Source organism: Mesorhizobium sp. M0938, from assembly GCF_040319125.1.
Taxonomy (GTDB): Bacteria; Pseudomonadota; Alphaproteobacteria; order Rhizobiales; family Rhizobiaceae; genus Mesorhizobium; species Mesorhizobium robiniae.
In genome coordinates, this window is record NZ_JAMYNS010000030.1 from 26,416 (window position 1) to 45,729 (window position 19,314).

Here is a 19,314-nt window from a genome sequence, read left to right on the forward strand (position 1 = left end):
GCCACATGCGCAGTATCGCCAATCTAGCCGTTGGGCCCACGGCCCGGCGCTTGGGCCAGTCCACCGGCTATAACCCGCGTCACAACTTGATCCACTGATCCTAGGTGACGACAACGTTGTTCGTCATGATTTGATGGGGCGGGGATTGGCCCAAAAGCGAGCCCCCCAAACTGTGCGGTTGCCAAATACGCAATGGAGTGAATTGCAATGATCATCGTAACAGGCGCCACGCACGGGATTGGGCGGGCCTGCGTGGAGAAACTTGCGTCTGCCGGTTCCAGAGTGGTGGCGACCGGCCGAGATGCAGAAGCGGGCGCGGCGCTCGAACGCGCCAATCACGGTGTCACGTTCGTTGCCGGTGACATCGTCCGTGAAGACGATTGCCGCCGTGTCGTCGACCGTGCGCTTGAACTTGGCAACGGCCGGCTCGCGGGGCTCGTGAACAATGCCGGCATGTCGAAGCGCATTGCCTTCGCCACCGCCACCCAGGACGATTGGGATGAGGTCCTTGCGGTTAATGCACGCAGCGTCTTTTTCTTCATCCGTCATGCGCTGGACGGCTTGCGGCTCGGGAGGGGTTCAGTCGTCAACATGGCCAGCATCGCCGGAAAGACGGGCGAAGAAGGGCTCGCTGCCTACTGCGCCTCAAAGGCCGCGGTCATCGGGCTGACGCAGGCACTCGCGCTGGAGTTCGGCGAGGAGATCCGCTTCAACGCTGTCTGCCCCGGCCAGATCGAAACACGCATGATGGGCAACATCATAAGCGATGCACTGCGCAAGAAGCAGCTCGAACTGCGGATCCCTGCCAACCGCTTCGGTGCCCCTGAAGAGATCGCTGATGTGGTCGCTTGGTTACTTTCGAATCAATCGAGCTATGTCAACGGCACGGTGGTGACTGTAGACGGCGGGGAAACAGCCGGCCTGCGCACACCGCGCGTCGCGCAGATCGATGGTGCTTAGGGCAATTCAGCTCAGCCGGAGCCGCGCTCGTCGAAATAGCGCAGAAAACCATGTGAGCCTCGCTGGATGTCGTTCTCGATCGCCTCGCGGGCCCTCTTCCTGTCGCCAGCCCTCAAGGCCTCGATGAGATGGTCATGTTCTTCCGCGCCGGTGTACCCGCGCGGAATTTCCCGATCGTAAACGTTAAGGATTGGACCCATCGAGGCCCACATGCTTTCGATCTGTCCGATCAGCATCGGCATACGCGACAGGCGGTAGACGCCGAAGTGGAAAGCGCGATTGGAGGATCGCGCTTCCTTGATATTACCGGCCTTATGGCTCTCTACAAATGAGGCGCGGAAGGACTCAAGCTGTTCGAGATCGGCGGGGGCAAAATGGTCGGCAGCGTGTTCTGCCGCAAGCCCTTCAAGTGCCACGCGGATCAGCTTGATCTGAATGTAGCGGGCGCGGCTGAGGTCTGGCACCGCGGCGAACCTGCCGGAGCGCAACTCGAGCGCCTGCTCGCTGACGAGCCGCAGACAGGCTTCGCGCACCGGCGTAATGCTGGTTCCGAGCTGCTCGGCAAGATCCTGCATAAGCAGACGATCGCCCGGCGCGAAATTGCCGATGATCAATCCATCCCGCACCTTGCTGTAAATCCGCGCGGACAGGCTGCCCATCTCCTCGGGCTGCATCTTCATAGGGCCCATGGGACTCCCCTCGTCTCTGCTGCAGCTCTACGGAAATGTCGATTGACGCGTTTCACTACGTTTATAAGTTATAATTGCTGCCTATATTTTGTTATTCAGCGGCAGACAAGTACGTGCACGTTAATTGTCTGCAGCAAACATGTCCGTTTTCATAATTATTTGTGAAATTTTGTTTTTATAAAAAACAAGGAGACCCTTCTTTTCCGATTCTGACAATGGAATGTGACGACAGAAAAAGGCGCGATCTCATCTGCGTGGCATGAGTTGGTGTGCGAGAGATGATGACATCTGAAGGAGCCGGGAAGCTTACGTGTCAATTTCCAGTCTGATTGGCAGAAATTTCCGATTCTGAGGCGACTCCGAACCGGCTGGACCGACGATGACGTCGGCACCGTCAAGATGATCCGGCAGGCCAGCACGTCCAAAAGCTGCGTATGGCGTTTGCAGAGCGTTTCGCCGCCGAAGGGCTTCAAGGGCTGTTGCGCGACAAGACGCGGCCCTCGCGCATTGCGGCTCTCGGGCCCGAAAGCCCGCCGAGCGCAGCTCTGACAAGGCCGCGACAGGAATCGAACGACGACTGGCCAGAATTATGAAATCCCTTGCGACACTACAATTTCAGACATTTCAGTAACAAAATAGATTTAACATTCTCTTCACTTGCACTTTGGGGCGCGTTACCCGATTAGCTGGAGCGGCCGAAACCCCCGCAGGATCAAGCGCGTAGTCGAAATCCAATCTTGCTGGTGCTTGTCGAGGGATGCGACGCGATGGGCCGGCGCAGGTGCGCTGTGAAGCAGCACTGAGCGCGCCGAAAAGCGGCTTCCCAACAGGAGATTGATTTGGATTATGTGCAGTATTTCGCCGGAAGAATCGAGCAACTCAAAGGCCGTGGCGGGTATCGTGAATTTGCCGATCTGGAGCGTCAGTCTGGCAACTTCCCAAAGGCCTGGCTCAATAGGCCCGACGGCCGAAAAGAGATAACCATTTGGTGCACTAATGATTATCTCGGTATGGGGCAGCACCCCAAAGTGCTATCGGCAATGAAGCGCGCCATCGATGCCAACGGCGCAGGATCGGGAGGATCCCGCAACATTGGTGGCACCAACCATTACCACGTGTTGCTCGAGCGGGAGCTTGCAGATTTCCACAATAAGGAAGCAGGATTGATTTTTGTTTCCGGCTTCAGCTCAAACGATTCATCCTTGAGTACATTGGCATCTTTGATGCCGGACACAATTATTTTTTCTGACGAGCACAACCACGCTTCAATTATTAGTGGATGCCGCAACAGCCGGGCCGAAAAGCGCGTCTTCCGGCATAACGACGTTGCGCATTTGCGGGAGCTTCTGCGCAGTGTAAATCCTGCAAGACCCAAGATCATTGTTTTTGAATCGGTATATTCAATGGACGGTGACATTTCACCGATCAAAGAAATCTGTGACATGGCGGACGAATTTGGCGCAATGACGTTTCTGGATGAAGTTCATGCATCGGGAATGTACGGTCCGAAAGGCGCCGGCATTGCCGCGGAACTTGGCATCATGGATCGTCCAACCATCATCGAAGGGACGCTAGGTAAGGCGTTCGGCTCGATGGGGGGTTATGTGACCGGACCTGCCTCCATTGTTGACAGCATACGAAGCTTCTCGATCGGTTTCATTTTCACCACGGCGCTTGCGCCAGCGCTGGCGGCTGGTGCGCTGGCAGCGCTGCGCCATCTTCGCGATTCAGATTCAGAACGAATTGATCTGCACCGGAAAACGAAACTTTTAATCGGATTGCTGAAAGAGGCGGGCATCCCCGTCATGCCGACCCGAAGCCACATCATTCCTGTGCTTATTGGTGATCCATTCCGTTGCAAGGAAGCGTCCCGCCAGCTTCTGGATCAGCATGGAATATACGTTCAGCCAATTCTGGCGCCGAGTGTTCCGGTGGGAACCGAGCGGTTCAGGGTGACGGTTACGCCTGCCCATAGTACGACAGATATTCGGACGTTCGTCGATGCGCTCAGGCAGGTTCTGCTGCGGGACAATCTTGGCAAGGCTGCCTAATGTAAATGCTGGGAACGACAGGGCGCGCAGCCTCAGACCTGATTATATCAGCCGGGCTCGCCGAGGTGGAAGCGGCGGTCAGCGATCCGGTTCTGACGCCCGATCGCATCTTCGAATGTCATCGGAAAGCAGTTCCGTAACCCGCAATGACAGCTTTCGCGATCTTAAATGATGTGACTCCATGATTGAATGGGGCCGTTTGACGGCTCGCAGCTTACACATCGGGCCGGTTCCAGATTCAGGGCTCACCATGAGCCAGTATGACCAGAGCGCATGTTCTTGTGCTGCGAGTTTGATGTAGCTTGGCGTGCCCTACCCGAGGGGCAGGTCACGCCCAGGCCCACGGGATCACACACCAACCCCAGCTAACCTGGTTTGAACGGAGCAAGCCTCCGACGCCGCCCTAATCAAAAACGCTGCAACAGATCCTTCAAATCAATTTACAAGATTTTTACAACCGTCAGTCGTTGACAATGGTACGGCACCCCGAGTCTGAGGTCCGGCACGGCCACAAAAGTGACACCGGTACCCTCGGACCGCCGCCAGCACGCAACATCGGGATTAACAGCAATGGTAAGAAGAAGAGCGCTCATATTGGTCGAAGGCCATAGGGGTACTGGTCAGCTATACGTCCAAGCGGCTCAGTGTCTTGGTCTTCATCCAATTACTCTGACGGCTGATCCACCTCGGTACGACTATCTTTCGGCGGAAAACGTTGAGGCAATCCGTGTCGACACTGGCAATCTCGAAGCGTTGGTCCGCGAAAGTTCGCGGCTGCGTGCTACCCACGACATTGTTGGCATTACTGGCTTTGCCGGGGACCATGAATCGATCTATGCGACAGTTGGCAAGCTTTGCCGGCATTTCGATCTACCGGGACCGAACCCTGAATCGATTGAACGAAGCTGCGACAAATTCAAGCAACGCCAACTCCTCGCGCAGGCCGGCGTTCCAATACCGGCTTATCGGTTGGCAACGAATGCGGCGGAGGTAGAAAGCTCGGCTGCAGAGATCGGCCTGCCCGTGATTCTTAAGCCGGCAGTAGGCAGCGGCAGCATAGGTGTCCGATTGTGCCGCAGCCTCGAAGACGTAGCCGAACATACGACCTATCTATTGGGCGGAAAGCACATATGGCGGTCTACACCGAAAATACTCGTCGAAGAATTCGCACAGGGCCCGTTCTATAGCATTAATGTTATGGGGAATGAGGTCGTTGCGATTTGCGCCAATGACTTTGGTCCCCTCCCCCATTTCGTCATACGTGAGGTGACGTATCCGGCCCTGCTAACCGATCAGGAGCGTGAGCGCATCGCCGATGTTTCGCTGAGCTGTTTGCGGGCTCTCGGCCTTGGCTGGGGGCCAACTAACGTTGAACTCCGGTGCACGAAACGCGGCCCAGTTGTCATTGAAGTCAATCCGCGTCTTAGTGGCGCGCCCGACCCTCAACTGGTCCAGTTAGCTTACGGTGTCGACCTCGTCACCGAGCACATCAAGCTTGTCATTGGCGAGGAATGGGATCTGCGCAAAAAGCATTCGCATACTGCGGCCGCGCGATTCCTGCTTCCTGGTCAAGATGGCACCCTGGACTGGATTGGTGGCGACACTCAGGCAGCTGCTATATCAGGTGTGGCCGAGGTCAAATTGAATGTTGAACCCAAGACACCGATCGTCAGGAAGGGGGATTTCCGAGACTGGATTGGACATGTCATTGCCACTTCGCCCAGCCGTGCTGAAACCGAGGGCGCCCTTCAGCGAGCGGTCGACTTGATCGATTGGTCGATCACCCCTTTTCCGGCGACAATAGGAGGTGATCGAGAGCACGATGTTTGTGGGGCGTTCGGGCGGCCCACCAGTTCTGTTCCGATCAGGCATTGACGGCTTAAGATCCTTGAAACGCAGCAGTTCCGTCTACGTCAATGTCATTTGACGAGGCAAATGCAGCTTTGGCCACACCTGCCCTATCTGCCGCGGAACTTCTCCGCGACCCGTGGCGAGGCCATCGGCCCAATTTGGGCCCAATTTGATTGCCGCCCACCGCCGCCGCAGGACGAACATGCGCTTGACAAGACAACCCCGGCCCGTTCAACTTGAGGCATTCACCAGGGGAGTCCCGGCAAGGGGCTGAGATACTGCTGGCTTTCGCGGCGCAGTGACCCGTTGAACCTGATCCAGTTCATACTGGCGTAGGGACGGTGCAAGCGCTTTGCGGGAGTTCACGCCCGAAGTCCTGTTTCGGCAGGTCGACAGAAGCGTCTTTTCATCCTTCCGGCACAGAACTGGGTCTCCAATGCATGAGCAAAGGAGCCTCAAGATGAATGCCCTCACCCCCGCCGTGTCGACGGGACCACTGCCCGCCTCGCGGAAAATCCACAAGCCCGGCGTCCTCTACCCGCAGATCAGGGTGCCGATGCGCGAGATTTCCGTCCATCCCACGGCCGGCGAGCCGCCCGTCACCGTCTACGATCCGTCGGGCCCCTATACCGATCCGGCTGTCGAAACCAGCATCGAAAAAGGCCTGGCCCGGCTTCGCCACGAATGGATCTTGGCGCGCGGCGATGTCGAGGGCTGCGACGGCCGCCATGTCCGGCCGGAGGACAACGGATTCGCGACGGGCGAACGCCTGACGCCAGAATTTCCCATCCGCCACCGACCGCTCAGGGCCAAAGCAGGCAAGGCGGTGACGCAGCTTGCCTACGCGCGCGCCGGCATCATCACACCCGAAATGGAGTTCGTCGCCATCCGCGAGAACCTTGGTCGCGAGATCCTGCGCGGCAAGCTTGAGCGCGACGGCGAGGCTTTCGGCGCGACGCTGCCCGATTTCGTCACGCCCGAATTCGCCCGCGACGAGGTGGCGCGCGGACGGGCGATCATTCCCGCCAACATCAACCATCCCGAAAGCGAGCCGATGATCATCGGCCGTAATTTCCTGGTGAAGATCAACGCCAATATCGGTAACTCCGCCGTCACATCGTCGATGGCTGAAGAGGTCGAAAAGATGGTGTGGGCGATCCGCTGGGGCGCCGATACGGTGATGGACCTGTCGACCGGCCGCAACATCCACAACATCCGCGACTGGATCGTGCGCAACGCGCCGGTACCGATCGGCACGGTGCCGCTCTACCAGGCGCTCGAGAAGGTTGGCGGCATTGCCGAGGATCTGACCTGGGAGGTGTACCGCGACACGCTGATCGAACAGGCCGAGCAAGGCGTCGACTATTTCACCATCCACGCCGGCGTGCGGCTGCATTACATCCCGCTGACCGTCGACCGGGTCACGGGTATCGTCTCGCGCGGCGGCTCGATCATGGCCAAATGGTGCCTGCACCATCACCGGGAAAGCTTCCTCTACGAGCACTTCGCGGAGATCTGCGACATCGCCAGAGCCTACGACGTCTCCTTCTCGCTCGGCGACGGCCTTCGTCCGGGCTCGATCGCCGATGCCAACGACGCGGCGCAGTTCGCCGAGTTGGAAACGCTCGGCGAGCTGACGCAGATCGCCTGGGCGAAGGATTGCCAGGTGATGATCGAGGGGCCTGGCCACGTGCCGATGCACAAAATCAAGGCGAACATGGACAAGCAACTCGCCGTCTGCGGCGAGGCGCCGTTCTATACGCTTGGACCGCTGACGACCGACATCGCGCCGGGCTATGACCACATCACCTCAGGCATTGGCGCCGCGATGATCGGCTGGTTCGGCACCGCCATGCTCTGCTACGTCACGCCCAAGGAGCATCTCGGCCTTCCCGATCGCAACGACGTCAAGATCGGCGTGATCACCTACAAGATCGCCGCCCACGCCGCCGACCTGGCGAAGGGCCATCCGGCAGCGAAAGTCAGGGATGATGCGCTTTCCCGCGCGCGCTTCGAGTTCCGCTGGGAGGACCAGTTCAACCTGTCGCTCGATCCGGAAACGGCGCGGTCCTTCCACGACCAGACTTTGCCCAAGGAAGCGCACAAGGTGGCGCATTTCTGCTCGATGTGCGGACCGAAATTCTGCTCGATGCGTATCTCTCACGACATCCGTGCCGAGGCGCAGAAAGAGGGCATGGCGGCGATGGCGGCGAAATACCGCGAGGGCGGCGATCTCTACCTGCCGGCGGACGAGACCGGCGCACCGCTCATACCTCAGCCACGTGAGCCATCATGAAGGTCTTGGTCAAAGGGGCCGGCGTTGCCGGCCTCACCGTCGCCTTCGAGTTCGCCGCACGCGGCGCGGTGGTTACCGTTGCCGAGACAAGGCCTGCCCTTGGCGGCAATGCGTCGTGGTTCGCCGGTGGCATGTTGGCGCCGTGGTGCGAGCGTGAAAGCGCCGAGCAGCCGGTGCTGGATCTCGGACGCGACGCCGCCGACTGGTGGGACGCCGCAACGCCCGGCTTGGTAGCACGACGGGGAACGCTGGTCTTGGCCGCGCCGCGCGATGCGGGCGAGCTCGACCGGTTCGCCAGCCGCACGACGGGCTATCGGCGCGTCGAGGAAGATGAAATTGCCTTGCTGGAGCCCGACTTAGCCGGCCGCTTCCGCCGCGGATTGCTCTTCCCCGACGAGGCTCACCTCGACCCACGCCCGGCGATGGCGGCACTTCATGACAAGCTTGCGACCATGGGTGTCAAATTCCACTTCGGCTGCGACGCCCGGCCTGTTTCGGGTTCCGCCCGTCAGATAGACTGCATCGGAATGGCAGCGGCCGATGACAGGCTGCGCGGTGTTCGCGGCGAAATGCTGATTCTTCGCACGCCTGATGTCTCGCTGTCGCGGCCGGTCCGTTTGCTTCATCTACGCTTTCCGCTTTATGCCGTGCCGCGCACCGATCACCGTTTCATGATCGGAGCGACGATGATTGAAAGCCAGAGCGCCGGACCGGTGACGGCGCGTTCCATGATGGAGCTGCTGGGTACCGCCTATGCCCTCCACCCGGCCTTTGGCGAGGCCGAGATCGTTGAAACCGGTGTCGGCGTCCGCCCAGCCTTTCCCGACAATTTGCCGCGCGTCGAAACGAAGGGTGAAATCATCGCGATCAACGGCCTCTATCGTCACGGTTTTCTCCTGGCTCCCGCCATGGCGCGCCAGGCTGCCGACCTGGTTTTCAGTCAAGACAGAACCAAGGAGCTTGCTCATGAAACTGATGGTCAACGGCGAAGCGCATGAGGTTGCCGCCACCACGCTGGCCGGGCTGCTTGCCGCGCTTGACTATGAGGGCGATTGGCTCGCGACCGCCGTCAACAACGACCTGGTGCAGAAAGCCAACCGGGCGGAATTCCAGTTGAACGACGGCGACCGGATTGAAATCCTCTCGCCCATGCAGGGCGGCTAGCATGTTCGACCTTCTTGGAACGACGCTTCCCTCCCGACTGCTTCTCGGCACGGCTCAGTATCCTTCGCCGGCCATCCTTGCCGATGCGGTCAGGGCATCGGGCACGGCGGTGGTGACCGTCTCGTTGCGCCGTGAGATGGCAGGCGGAAGGGCCGGCGAAAAATTCTGGTCGTTGATCCGATCGCTCGGCGTCAGAATCCTGCCCAACACTGCTGGCTGCCACTCCGTCAAGGAAGCTGTCACGACTGCGAAGATGGCGCGCGAAGTTTTCGGTATCAACTGGATCAAGCTCGAAGTGATCGGCAACCATGACACGCTGCAGCCGGATGTTTTCGGTTTGGTCGAAGCCGCCCGCATCCTGTGCGAGGACGGTTTTGCGGTATTTCCCTATACCACAGATGACCTTGTCGTCGCCGAGCGGCTGCTGGAGGCGGGCTGCAAGGTCTTGATGCCCTGGTGTGCGCCGATCGGTTCCGCCCTCGGGCCGGTCAACATTCCGGCCCTGCGCTCAATGCGCGGACATTTCCCTGAGGTACCTCTGATTGTGGATGCAGGGCTCGGGCGGCCGTCGCACGCGGCGACTGTCATGGAACTCGGCTTTGACGCCGTGCTCCTGAACACGGCGGTCGCCAGGGCGGCCGATCCGGTCGGCATGGCGCGCGCGTTCGGCAAGGCGGTCGAGGCCGGTCGTGAAGCTTTCAGCTCCGGAATGCTCGAACCGCGCGACGTCGCCATACCATCGACACCGACCATCGGCAGGGCAGTATTTTCATGAAGCTCGATCCCTTCTACCTGATCCTCGACAGCGCCGCCTGGATCGAACGGCTGGTGCCGCTTGGCGTTAAGATGGTTCAGTTGCGCATCAAGGATAGGGACGAGGCCACGCTGCGGACGGAAATCCGCCGCGCGAACGGCGTCTGCGCGGTCCATGGTTGCCAACTGATCGTCAACGACTATTGGCGCACGGCAATCGAGGAAGGCTGCGACTTCGTCCATCTCGGCCAGGAGGATTTGGCTGCGGCCGACCTGCTGGCGATTAAGTACGCCGGATTGAAGCTCGGGCTTTCCACGCACGATCATCTCGAACTGGAAACGGCCATCGCTGCCGAGCCCGACTATATCGCGCTCGGCCCCATCTATCCCACCATCCTGAAGCAGATGAGATGGGCGCCGCAAGGGCTCGAGCGGATCAGCGAGTGGAAGCATAGGGTGGCGCCGATCCCATTGGTCGCCATCGGCGGCCTCAACCCCGACCGGCTCGACGGTGTCTTCGAGGCCGGTGCGGACACCGCGGCGGTGGTCACCGACATCACATTGAATGCCGATCCCGAAGCGCGCACGCGAGAATGGATCGAAAAGACAAAGCCATGGCGCTGAGGCGAGAACCGCATGTGCTCGTGGTCGGCGGATCAGACTCCAGCGGTGGGGCTGGAATTGCACGCGATATCGAGATGATCTCTTCCATTGGCGTGCGCACCTGCCTTGCTGTCACCGCGCTAACGGTGCAGACGCACCATGCGGTCATGGAAATCCACTCTATGCAACCCGGTCTGGTGGCCGGTCAGATGCGTGCGGGGTTGCAGGCCAACAAAGTGGCGGCCATCAAGATCGGCATGCTCGCCACGGTGGAGATCGTCATTGCGGTTGCCGGAGTGCTGCGCGAAAATCCGCAGGTGCCGGCAGTGCTCGACCCGGTGCTGGCGTCGACGTCAGGCCGGGCGCTCCTGGAAGCCGGCGCCATCGCCGCCCTGAAATGCGATCTGATGCCATTTTGCCGTCTGGTCACCCCCAATCTCTTCGAGCTGGCACTCCTTGTTGGCTCGGAGCGGGCAGTGGATGAGGACGGCGTAGTGTGGCAAGGCCAAGAATTGCTGGCAGCCGGCGCGCGGGCTCTGCTGATCAAGGGCGGCCATGCATCGGGACCGCAATCAACCGATATTCTGTTGCGCCCCGATCACGAACCAGTCCGCTTTGACACGCCGCGTCTTGCCGCATCGATGCGCGGGACGGGCTGCATGCTGGCCAGCTCGATTGCGGCACATCTGACGAAGGCGCAATCAATCGAGTACGCCGTGCGCCAGGGCAAGCTCTTTGTGTTAGAAAAGCTTCGGAAAACCCCAGCCGAATAGCCGTAGAGCCGGCTCAAGCGTTCAGCGGCTGACGCTGAAATGGAAGCCGTAGCCCTCCTGCCCTTTTATCACAGGGGCAGCAACGCGCCGCCGTCAGGCGGGATGCGGAACGGACGGCCCCCGCGAAGGGCGCCGTTCTCTTTGAGCTGCGCCCCTGGTGAGCGCCTTCGTGCCTAAAGCTGTGCCGTCGGGCTAAGCTTCAGCTTAAGATCGTTCTGAAAAGCCGAACATGGTTCGTCGAGGTAACCCTTGAGGGAAGGATCCTTGTCGGGTTCCCTGTTTTTCGACAAAATCGCCCTGCAGAATTTATATTGCGATTTGGCGGCATCGCACTGCTGGGTGTCCGCCTTATAGCAAGCGTGGACCAAAACGGCTCCCACGTAACCATGCTCGACGTTGTTGGAAGACAGGTGGGTCTGAATGTCTTGGAGAATGGCAACTCCATGGGACATCCCATCTGCTCCGGAGTAGGTCATTACGAGTTGACCGGGTCGTTCAAAGCCGCTTACCGAGCCGCTCCCTGCAACATTCTCGTAGGTGCCAGACAAATCCGGGGCCGACGTGAATGTCACCTTCAAGGGGTGCCCCAGGCCGACAGGGGTGACATCCGTAAAGTCGGGATCGTAGTATACCGAGAGATACCATTCGCCCTCTGTAAGAGCGTTGGGGGCTTGCCCGAGCCCAAGGCGCTGCATGCTCTTGTCGATGACAGTCCGAACGACGTTGGACGTGCCCTGCTGGATGCCTTCCCGAAGCTGGTCCAGATGAAGGCGCCTACGGCCAACACAGCCACACCCAGCAGGCCGAACCTCGCACCTGTTGACTTCGTTTCACGCCCGGGCTCGATTTCCGGCTGGTCCTGCATCCGCCCCTCGCAACGCTCGTCGGGAACAACTTGGGACCCGATTATGGGCCCCAAGGGATCGGTCAGCAGGCTTCCAGATGAACTTTCTTCTTCATGCGTTCCTCCTCGACTCAAGGGCACTTGCCGTGCGGAGCCGAACACGCGCAGTATGGAGATGATAACCCGATTGCGGCTTTCAAGTGTCCTCGCATCCCCCGAGGGCGCCACCTGATCTCTCGGGCAACCTTCGGCGCCGCAGTTATTGAGGCGGCCGGCTTGGAAGCAGTTCCTTATGGCCCTCATGCATAAACCAGAGCACCCGTTTGAGATGACTGCGAAGGACGGGCGCGGATTGGCTCTTTGACCGGATCGATACCCAGTACATCCAGCGCCATCTCCTCTTCGCTGGCACTGTCGGCGCAAGCGTTCATGAGCTTCAAATAGAGCTCGATATGCTTGTCATCATATGCGGTTAGGCTTTCCGACCAGGGGACTTCCGTTGCAATGGTTGGATCAGGCGTTGGGCGCGATCTGCTTTTCATCCATGTCTCGCTTTGGCGATGAACCAGGCCCCCGTTCCAATTCAGAATATCTCCATCTAGCGCACTTTCAACCGTTCTCGGCCTTCTTCGGACAGTGCCCAATCGTTGCATATGGTCGTGGGTTCCAAATTGGCGCGCGGCTGCTCGCGACCAATACATCCTCAACTTGGCGAGGCGATGTAACGCCCGGCCGAACCAGAATGGCGCGGCTATTGAGCATCGCCGATTGGATCGAACTTCTTATTTTAGCTTCGCGATAGTCTTGTCTGGATGCTTGCAAGCGTCCATCATGCCGCCGTACATACGCTTAAGGATCTCGCCCATCACCGTACGAGCAGCAAACATTTCCAAACTCGATCTTGCAATTTGAGGCTTTGCGTTACTGCATAGCTGCATTGCACAAAGTGTGTTTGCGCATTGCACAACTTTTAGCCATTAAGCTTACAGCTGATGCACGCGATGGTTTCCTCCCATTCCATCGTATCAGCTGTTCCCCTCTGAAGATTTTGACTTTACATACCTCGGTTTTCCGATGGCCCTCTTTTTGGCGGTCGCCACGTCGTTAATTGGAACGCGGCGTCGTTAATTGGAACGCGGCTCGATCGCCGGTTCAGCCATCAGGCTTTGGAACCCGTTCTGCCCGGCCGACCCCTCCCGACAACAGTCTGACCTTCGCCAGCCTTCTACGGGCAAGCGTTCGCGCCAAAAGTTCAAAGCCGCGTCCGTAACATTCGACGATGAAAGCCAATGTCATCAGGTCGAGCAGAAACTCGTCGATCGCATGTGTGAGGGCATCAGACTTTTGTCCGAACTGAAGGAGCAGGGCGCGCGCGTCTTCGATCGCGGCCTGGCAATCGTCTGCATCTATCAGGGAACTGATCCTGTCAAAGATCTGCAAGCGTCCTCACTTTTCGGAAGCCACACTCAGCATCGAACGCCGCTGATGAGTGAGTTTCCAACAAAAGAACAGGGTAACGTTTCGCGAAAAATCGCTCGGCAGCGCGTCGATCGAAAATGGTGCCTCAAATGACATGTGAATCCCGGCTCACCAAGATGTCGTCGAAGGCGAGTGAGCCGGCCCATGTCTGCGTCCCGGCCGCCTGACAACTGGTCAGGAGGAACTGTGGCCACATTCGTCGTAGGCAAATGGGCCATCTATTCTTAAGCCGCCACGGTTCAGCCTAGATTACATGGGAAGCGACAATAACGGAAAGAAAAGGTTCGCAAAATGAGTAGGGTGGCTGGATCAAACGAAGATTTGGCTGCACCAACGACCTTTGGGCCACTTCTGCAGCCCACCTTTCGCTCGATCTGGCTCGCCACGCAGGTTTCAAGCCTCGGCTGGTTGATGCAGACTGTCGCCATCAGCTGGCTGATGGCAACGATCTCGACTTCCGATCTGATGGTTGCGTTGGTTCAGGCTTCATCGAACCTGCCCGCCTTCGTCTTGTCTGTCTTCGCCGGGGCTCTCGCTGACAATTTCAGCCGGCGCCGGGTCATGTTCGCCGGTCGGTGCCTTATGGTGATAGCCTCCGCGATGCTGACCGCATCGGTGGCGCTGGGCTTTGTCAGTCCGTGGATGATCCTCGGCTTCAGCTTCTTGATCGCAAGCGGCGGTGCTCTCAATGATCCGGCCTGGCAAGCGTCGGTTGGCGATATTGTGGATCGACGCGATGTTCCCGCTGCCGTCACCCTGCTTTCTGTTGGATTCAACACCGTCCGGACTGTGGGCCCGGCGCTCGGCGGCATTGTAGTTGCCTCGTTTGGCCTTATGGCGGCATTCGCGGTGACCACGCTCACCTATTTCGTACCCTTGGCCACTATTTGGCGCTGCAAGTGGAAGGTTCGTTCTTCCCCTCTTCCACGCGAGTCGATCAGGACGGCGATCTATGACGGGCTGCGCTTCACGGCGATGTCATCGGAAATCAAGGCAGCGATCGCGCGCGGAACCCTCTTTGGCTTGGCGAGCATCGCCATACTCGCGCTGCTGCCGGTGGTTGTCCGCGATCAGCTGGGAGGAGGCCCGCTCGCCTATGGCGCGCTCATGGCCGGCTTCGGGACCGGAGCCGTCTTCGCTGGCCTCTCCAACAGCCTGTTCAGACGGAGCTTGTCACAGGAGCGGCTGATGAGGCTCTCCTGCGTCGCCTGCGCGGCGTGCTCACTTTCGCTGGCACTGACAACTTCGATCGGGGTGGCGGCAATTGCACTCGCTTTGGGCGGCGCGGGCTGGGTCACCGCCTGGTCAGGGGTCGGTGTGAGCGTGCAGCTGGCAAGCCCGCGCTGGGTCGTGGGGCGCACCATCTCGATCTACTATGCTTTGATAGATGGTGGCATCGCGCTCGGCAGCTGGGTGTGGGGCACGGTGGCCGAAAACCATTCGCTGGCCCTGGCGCTGGAGGGTTCCGCTGCCTCCCTGATGTTCGTCGCTGCAGCCGGCGTTCTGTTTCCTCTTCGCGAGCGCCGCGACTCAGAGCCCGATCCTCTGGAGGAATTCGATGCCCCGGCTGTCGCGCTCAACCTGAAGCCGAGAAGCGGCCCGATCGTGGTCAAGGTCGAATATCTGATAGCCGAGAGAGATCTCGAGGCTTTCCTCGACCTCATGCGGCAGCGGCGTCATGTACACAGCCGGGTCGGTGCTCGGAATTGGACGCTCCAGCGGAACTTGCAGAAGCCTATGCATTGGACGGAAACGTTCCGCACGCCGACCTGGACGGACTACCTTCGCCTCAATCATCGTCTGACGGAAGTGGACAAGGAACTGGACGAGCGTGTCTTCCAGTTGCACGCGGGAGAGGAAGCGCCTCAGATGACACTTTCCATCGAGCGACCGACAAGCTCGGCCCGCAAGCCCGAGCACTCAGCTTTTCGCCATCCCCGTCATTGAAGCCCGGCCGGCACAGAAACGCGATTCTTGTCTATCGCGCTCAAACCGGTGCGGGAGACGGACAATCCACCAAAATTCGATGTGGGTGGCAGAGAAGAACCACAGGCTGAGAGTGCGGCCGATCGGTCCCACCGTGAAGCGGAGCCTGGGGCTGCAGCGGCACGCGACTATTGCCGCGTGTCACCTTTTGAATTTAAAGGTGTTCCTCAGCCCGCCTCGCTGATCCGGGCCAAGGCTATCTTGAGGTTGGCATTTTGTCCCGCCAGCTCGCTGAGACGATCACGTTCGGCGGCGACCACATCCGGACTGGCGTTGGCAACGATGCACCCGCGCGGAGCGTGCTGTTGCTGGAAGCAGGAAGGCATGATCGGCCAAAGCCGGGAGAGGTGCTGCCGGCAGTAGCGAATGGGCTGCTGCGTCAGCCTGGTGTCTGGACGCCGTTCGCCGAGGCCGGCTTCGTTGAAAATCGTGCGCTTGTTTCGGTGTGGGCCAATGAAGTTCCCAGCGAGCGGCACGGCATGTTTTCCGCTCAAGGTGCCGGCTGGCAGCTCGACCTACGCGATTCGACCGGCTGATGGTGCAGGCGGCCAAGGCGGCAGGTATGGACACGCGGTTTGGCTCGGCCGTGGGTTCGGCAGTGCGCGACGATCAAGGCTGGCTGCTCAAACTGGCCGATGAAGCTATCGTTGCCCGCGCCGTGGTTTTGGCGACCGGTCGCAGTTGGAGGCTGGAGCGATGTTTCGGCGCCAAGCTCACCGTGCACGGACATCTTGCCGCCTACACACGCTTGTTCGACCGCGCACCGGGGCGATTGCAGCATGGTCGTCGAGGCGCGTCCCGCAGGCTGGTGGTACAGCCCCGACTTCCCGGACGAACGCCGTGTGGTCGCGTGCCTCACCGATCCGGATCTGGGCAGCGAACTGCGCAAAGCCGGACATTGGTACCGCGCTTTAGCCGCAACGCAGTCCATCGCGCCGCTCGTGCCACCCAACGCAATCGAGACCGCCAGCATGATCAAGGCGGCGGGAACCGCAACGATCTATCCCGCCGCCGGTGACCGCTGGGTCGCGGCGGGCGACTGCCTGTTCTGTGCCGATCCACTGTCATCACGCGGGATCGTGCATGCACTCCGCTCAGGCATCCTGGCGGCCTAACGCGGCATCGGACATGCTGGACGGGCGTGGCGATTTCGCCTGCGCCTGCTATGCAACGATCGCCACACGCGGCTTTGCCGATTACCTCCCAGCGCTGGCTGCCCACTATGCAGCCGCCGCGCGATGGGACACGCCTTTCTGGCAGCGGCGGCGCAGCCATGTCTTCCACGCGTCTAGCATCGAAGGAGGGAGATCAGAGGTGGTCTCGCGACGGGGTGCTCGGCATTTATGAACCGACCGAGCGCCAGCGAGTGGTCGTCGGTGACCTCCATGATCACACCGACTTAATTCAAATTTGTGTGTATATATTGACGATTGAACTACCTTCACCTCGTAGACGGCAATGCGGGCGGGTAGAGAGGGTTCTATGATATGACAAGCGATTTTTCCGCCGCCCGAGTGCATTTAGATCGAGCGTATGACTACCTTTGTGGGGATGACCCGATGAGTCAAAGGGGCCGCGAAGCCTTGGACCTGCTAATTGAGGCGGTTGCCGTCGAAGAGTTCAAGCAGCCACGCCAAAGCGCGGAGGTGCTAAGGTTTCCGATCGGGCGCCGCTGCTGAGGTAATCTCCACGGCCGCCATGTAGCCTGGCAGGTGAGGCGCTCACGGCAGGGACTCGCTGCCCCGTGAGGGCCGGGAACGAACGCATTGGCAAACGGAAAGCCCACTTGCCAGACCAGCGCCCGGCCGGCATGGCAAGAGAGCTGGCGGGTTCCCAGGCGGAGACATTGATGCCGGACTATGACGTGCTTTGCATCGGCAATGCCATTGTCGACATCATTGCCTAGTGCGACGAGGCTTTTCTCGAGACCAACGGCGTCATCAAGGGTGCGATGACCCTCATCGACACGCAACGAACAGAGCTGCTGTACAGCCGCATGGGTCCGGCGATCGAAGCCTCGGGCGGCAGCGCCGGCAACACCGCCACCGGCGTAGCCAGCTTCGGCGGGCGCGCCGCCTTCTTCGGCAAGGTGTCGAACGATGCGCTCGGCGAGATCTACGCCCACGACATCCACGCCCAGGGCGTCGCCTTCGACACCAAACCCCTAGTGGGACAACCACCGACGGCGCGCTCGATGATCTTCGTCACGGCCGATGGCGAGCGCTATATCGGCCTGCGTCGAACTCGGGACGGAAGACATCGAGCCCGACAAGGCGTCGGGCGCCAAGGTGAAATTCGAGGGCTATCTGTGGGACCCGCCGCGCGCCAAGGAAGCGATCCGGCAGATCGCGCGCCTGGCGCATGCCGCCGGACGCGAAGTCGATGACGCTGTCGGATTCGTTTTGCGTCGACCCCTACCGCGACGAGTTCCTCGAGCTGATGCGCTCCGGCACGGCAGCAGCAGGTCGTCTGGATGGCCGGAACTATCCGGGTGAGTACGTCGGCGATTGGCCGAGTGGTCGAGGCCATTGAGCTTGCAGGTTCGATCAGCGACGCAATGATCGCCAGCGCTCGGCGCCTTCATCCGAGCCTGCAAGAGCGGATTCTCGCCTTTAGGGCGAAGATTGCTTCATTATGCTCCTCCCCAAATGGCGAAAACAGCGATCCTAGTTTAGTTGTCGTGGAGGCAACGCGGAGTATTCGCGCCAGTTCGGTCATGATCCCCTCGTCTTCGAGGTCGCTGGGGCGGTTCTGACAGGGCGCGCCGCGCATGATCTGCGGCGGGCAAGAGGACAGATGCCGCTCCTGAAGGTGGGGCCGGATACCCGCTGCGAAAGAACCACGGCCGGTTCACGTTAGCCGCGCCCAATTCGCTCTCACCTGGAAAAAGACGGGCGAGGTTTGCCTTGAGCTGACCGTGTTAGCCTGCGGCCCAGGTCGGGGGCTAGGGTCTCGAACTTTTCGCGCAGTTCCTCCGTCAGGGCCCTTGCGTCGGCGCCACTGTCAACCACCCGGGTATTGAGCAATATCAAGAGCTCCGTCCGTTCCTTGGCGTATTCCGTTCTGCGGAACAATCCCCCCAAAAGCGGAATATCTTTCAGCACAGGAACCCCAGAATTGGCACGGTTGGTGCTGTCTTGCATCAATCCGCCGATAGCGACCGTGTCGCCGCTTTGGGTGGATACGGTACTCTGGAGGCGGCGCACCGAAATCACCGGGGATTGAACATTGGTTAGCGTGTTCCTGTTGGCGGTGCTGACCTCCTCGAATGTATCGAGTGTTATACTACCCCCGGCACCTATTCTGGGCGTAACAGCCAAGATCGCACCTGTGTCGCGCATTTCGACGTCGCTCACGATCGGAGAGTTCTCGCTTAGGACAGATTGCGATGATCGCGCTAGGACGGGGACCTGATCGCCCACCTGGATCGTGGCCGTTTGATTGTCGACCGCAAGAATGCGCGGCGCGGACACAACCTTTACCTCCCCAAGCGCTCTTAGCCCGTGTAACACAATGTTGGCGTCTTTGCCGGGAAATACATACGATAAACCATTTGGAACTGCGCCTAAGCCCCTGGTGGAGAGAAGATAGTCCACGCCGTAACTTAGACCATCATCCAGCCGAACCTCGGCGATGATGGCTTGGATGAGGACCTGTCGAGGCTTGAGATCGAGTTGACGGATCGCGGCCTCCACGATCTTGTAGTCGTGTGGTGCTGCGAGTACTACCAGCGCGTTCTGTCCGGGGTCCGCCCGAATCCGAACCGGCGCCGAGAGGCCGAGACGGTTCGCTGACACGACCGTTTCGTCCACCGAATCCGTTGTGGAGACGGTCGCATCTGGCATTTCGGCCGGCGAAGCTGACA

General features: G+C 59.9%; 18 protein-coding genes, 1 pseudogene and 1 riboswitch. Of the genes and pseudogenes, 15 read left to right on the forward strand and 4 right to left on the reverse strand.

Annotated features, from left to right (window positions below):
• Positions 1 to 207 precede the first annotated feature (207 nt).
• Complete coding sequence (locus NKH73_RS30905; protein ID WP_352938943.1) at positions 208 to 960, forward strand: SDR family NAD(P)-dependent oxidoreductase; 753 nt, start codon at positions 208 to 210, stop codon at positions 958 to 960.
• An 11-nt stretch (positions 961 to 971) separates the two neighbouring features.
• On the opposite strand, the gene NKH73_RS30910 is transcribed toward NKH73_RS30905, so the two are convergent.
• Positions 972 to 1,649 carry a GntR family transcriptional regulator gene (locus NKH73_RS30910; RefSeq protein ID WP_352938945.1) on the reverse strand — a complete coding sequence of 226 codons (678 nt, stop codon included), beginning with the start codon at positions 1,647 to 1,649 and terminating at the stop codon, positions 972 to 974.
• Between the two features lie 839 nt (positions 1,650 to 2,488).
• Here NKH73_RS30910 and hemA point away from each other — a divergent pair.
• The 8 genes from hemA (at position 2,489) to NKH73_RS30950 (ending at position 11,140) form a co-directional block, all read left to right on the forward strand.
• On the forward strand, positions 2,489 to 3,700 hold the full coding sequence (hemA, locus tag NKH73_RS30915) for a 5-aminolevulinate synthase (protein ID WP_352938947.1): 1,212 nt from the start codon (positions 2,489 to 2,491) through the stop codon (positions 3,698 to 3,700).
• A gap of 570 nt (positions 3,701 to 4,270) precedes the next feature.
• Positions 4,271 to 5,575: an ATP-grasp domain-containing protein gene (locus NKH73_RS30920; RefSeq protein ID WP_352938949.1), complete on the forward strand. Its 1,305-nt coding sequence runs from the start codon at positions 4,271 to 4,273 to the stop codon at positions 5,573 to 5,575.
• A 216-nt stretch (positions 5,576 to 5,791) separates the two neighbouring features.
• A riboswitch (TPP riboswitch) is annotated at positions 5,792 to 5,908 on the forward strand.
• 103 nt (positions 5,909 to 6,011) lie between these two features.
• Complete coding sequence (gene thiC / locus NKH73_RS30925) at positions 6,012 to 7,847, forward strand: phosphomethylpyrimidine synthase ThiC (protein WP_352938951.1); 1,836 nt, start codon at positions 6,012 to 6,014, stop codon at positions 7,845 to 7,847.
• Positions 7,844 to 8,845: a glycine oxidase ThiO gene (gene thiO, locus NKH73_RS30930; protein ID WP_352938953.1), complete on the forward strand. Its 1,002-nt coding sequence runs from the start codon at positions 7,844 to 7,846 to the stop codon at positions 8,843 to 8,845. The genes thiC and thiO overlap by 4 nt, the downstream gene beginning before the upstream one ends.
• Entirely contained in the window at positions 8,814 to 9,011 is a 198-nt protein-coding gene (gene thiS / locus NKH73_RS30935) for a sulfur carrier protein ThiS (protein ID WP_352678404.1), read from the forward strand. The genes thiO and thiS overlap by 32 nt, the downstream gene beginning before the upstream one ends.
• 1 nt (position 9,012) lies before the next feature.
• The gene (locus tag NKH73_RS30940; RefSeq protein ID WP_352938956.1) at positions 9,013 to 9,786 is read left to right on the forward strand and encodes a thiazole synthase; all 774 of its coding nucleotides are present in this window, start codon (positions 9,013 to 9,015) and stop codon (positions 9,784 to 9,786) included.
• On the forward strand, positions 9,783 to 10,388 hold the full coding sequence (locus tag NKH73_RS30945) for a thiamine phosphate synthase (protein ID WP_352938959.1): 606 nt from the start codon (positions 9,783 to 9,785) through the stop codon (positions 10,386 to 10,388). The genes NKH73_RS30940 and NKH73_RS30945 overlap by 4 nt, the downstream gene beginning before the upstream one ends.
• Positions 10,379 to 11,140 carry a hydroxymethylpyrimidine/phosphomethylpyrimidine kinase gene (locus NKH73_RS30950; protein WP_352938977.1) on the forward strand — a complete coding sequence of 254 codons (762 nt, stop codon included), beginning with the start codon at positions 10,379 to 10,381 and terminating at the stop codon, positions 11,138 to 11,140. The genes NKH73_RS30945 and NKH73_RS30950 overlap by 10 nt, the downstream gene beginning before the upstream one ends.
• Before the next feature lie 173 nt (positions 11,141 to 11,313).
• Here the strand turns inward: NKH73_RS30950 and NKH73_RS30955 are convergent, their stop codons facing one another.
• Together NKH73_RS30955 and NKH73_RS30960 are read right to left on the reverse strand one after the other, a co-directional pair.
• On the reverse strand, positions 11,314 to 11,835 hold the full coding sequence (locus tag NKH73_RS30955) for a hypothetical protein (RefSeq protein WP_352938962.1): 522 nt from the start codon (positions 11,833 to 11,835) through the stop codon (positions 11,314 to 11,316).
• A gap of 448 nt (positions 11,836 to 12,283) precedes the next feature.
• Positions 12,284 to 12,526: a hypothetical protein gene (locus tag NKH73_RS30960; RefSeq protein ID WP_352938965.1), complete on the reverse strand. Its 243-nt coding sequence runs from the start codon at positions 12,524 to 12,526 to the stop codon at positions 12,284 to 12,286.
• A 586-nt stretch (positions 12,527 to 13,112) separates the two neighbouring features.
• Between NKH73_RS30960 and NKH73_RS30965 the strand changes: the two genes are divergently transcribed.
• The 6 genes and pseudogenes from NKH73_RS30965 to NKH73_RS30990 form a co-directional block, all read left to right on the forward strand.
• Positions 13,113 to 13,556 (forward strand): hypothetical protein, encoded by a 444-nt coding sequence (locus NKH73_RS30965; RefSeq protein ID WP_352938968.1) that lies wholly within the window; start codon positions 13,113 to 13,115, stop codon positions 13,554 to 13,556.
• Positions 13,557 to 13,754: 198 nt separating this feature from the next.
• Entirely contained in the window at positions 13,755 to 15,410 is a 1,656-nt protein-coding gene (locus NKH73_RS30970; protein ID WP_352938971.1) for an MFS transporter, read from the forward strand.
• 254 nt (positions 15,411 to 15,664) lie between these two features.
• Entirely contained in the window at positions 15,665 to 15,985 is a 321-nt protein-coding gene (locus NKH73_RS30975; RefSeq protein WP_352938974.1) for a hypothetical protein, read from the forward strand.
• Positions 15,986 to 16,228: 243 nt separating this feature from the next.
• Positions 16,229 to 16,564, forward strand: coding sequence for an NAD(P)/FAD-dependent oxidoreductase (locus NKH73_RS30980; protein ID WP_352799644.1), 336 nt, complete (start codon positions 16,229 to 16,231; stop codon positions 16,562 to 16,564).
• A 372-nt stretch (positions 16,565 to 16,936) separates the two neighbouring features.
• The gene (locus NKH73_RS30985; protein ID WP_023727257.1) at positions 16,937 to 17,128 is read left to right on the forward strand and encodes a hypothetical protein; all 192 of its coding nucleotides are present in this window, start codon (positions 16,937 to 16,939) and stop codon (positions 17,126 to 17,128) included.
• 170 nt (positions 17,129 to 17,298) lie between these two features.
• A pseudogene (locus NKH73_RS30990) lies at positions 17,299 to 17,903 on the forward strand (adenosine kinase); the annotation flags it as partial.
• 422 nt (positions 17,904 to 18,325) lie between these two features.
• On the opposite strand, the gene NKH73_RS30995 reads toward NKH73_RS30990, so the two are convergent.
• A partial coding sequence (locus NKH73_RS30995) for a type II secretion system protein GspD (protein WP_502894151.1) occupies positions 18,326 to 19,314 on the reverse strand: 989 nt, incomplete at its 5' end.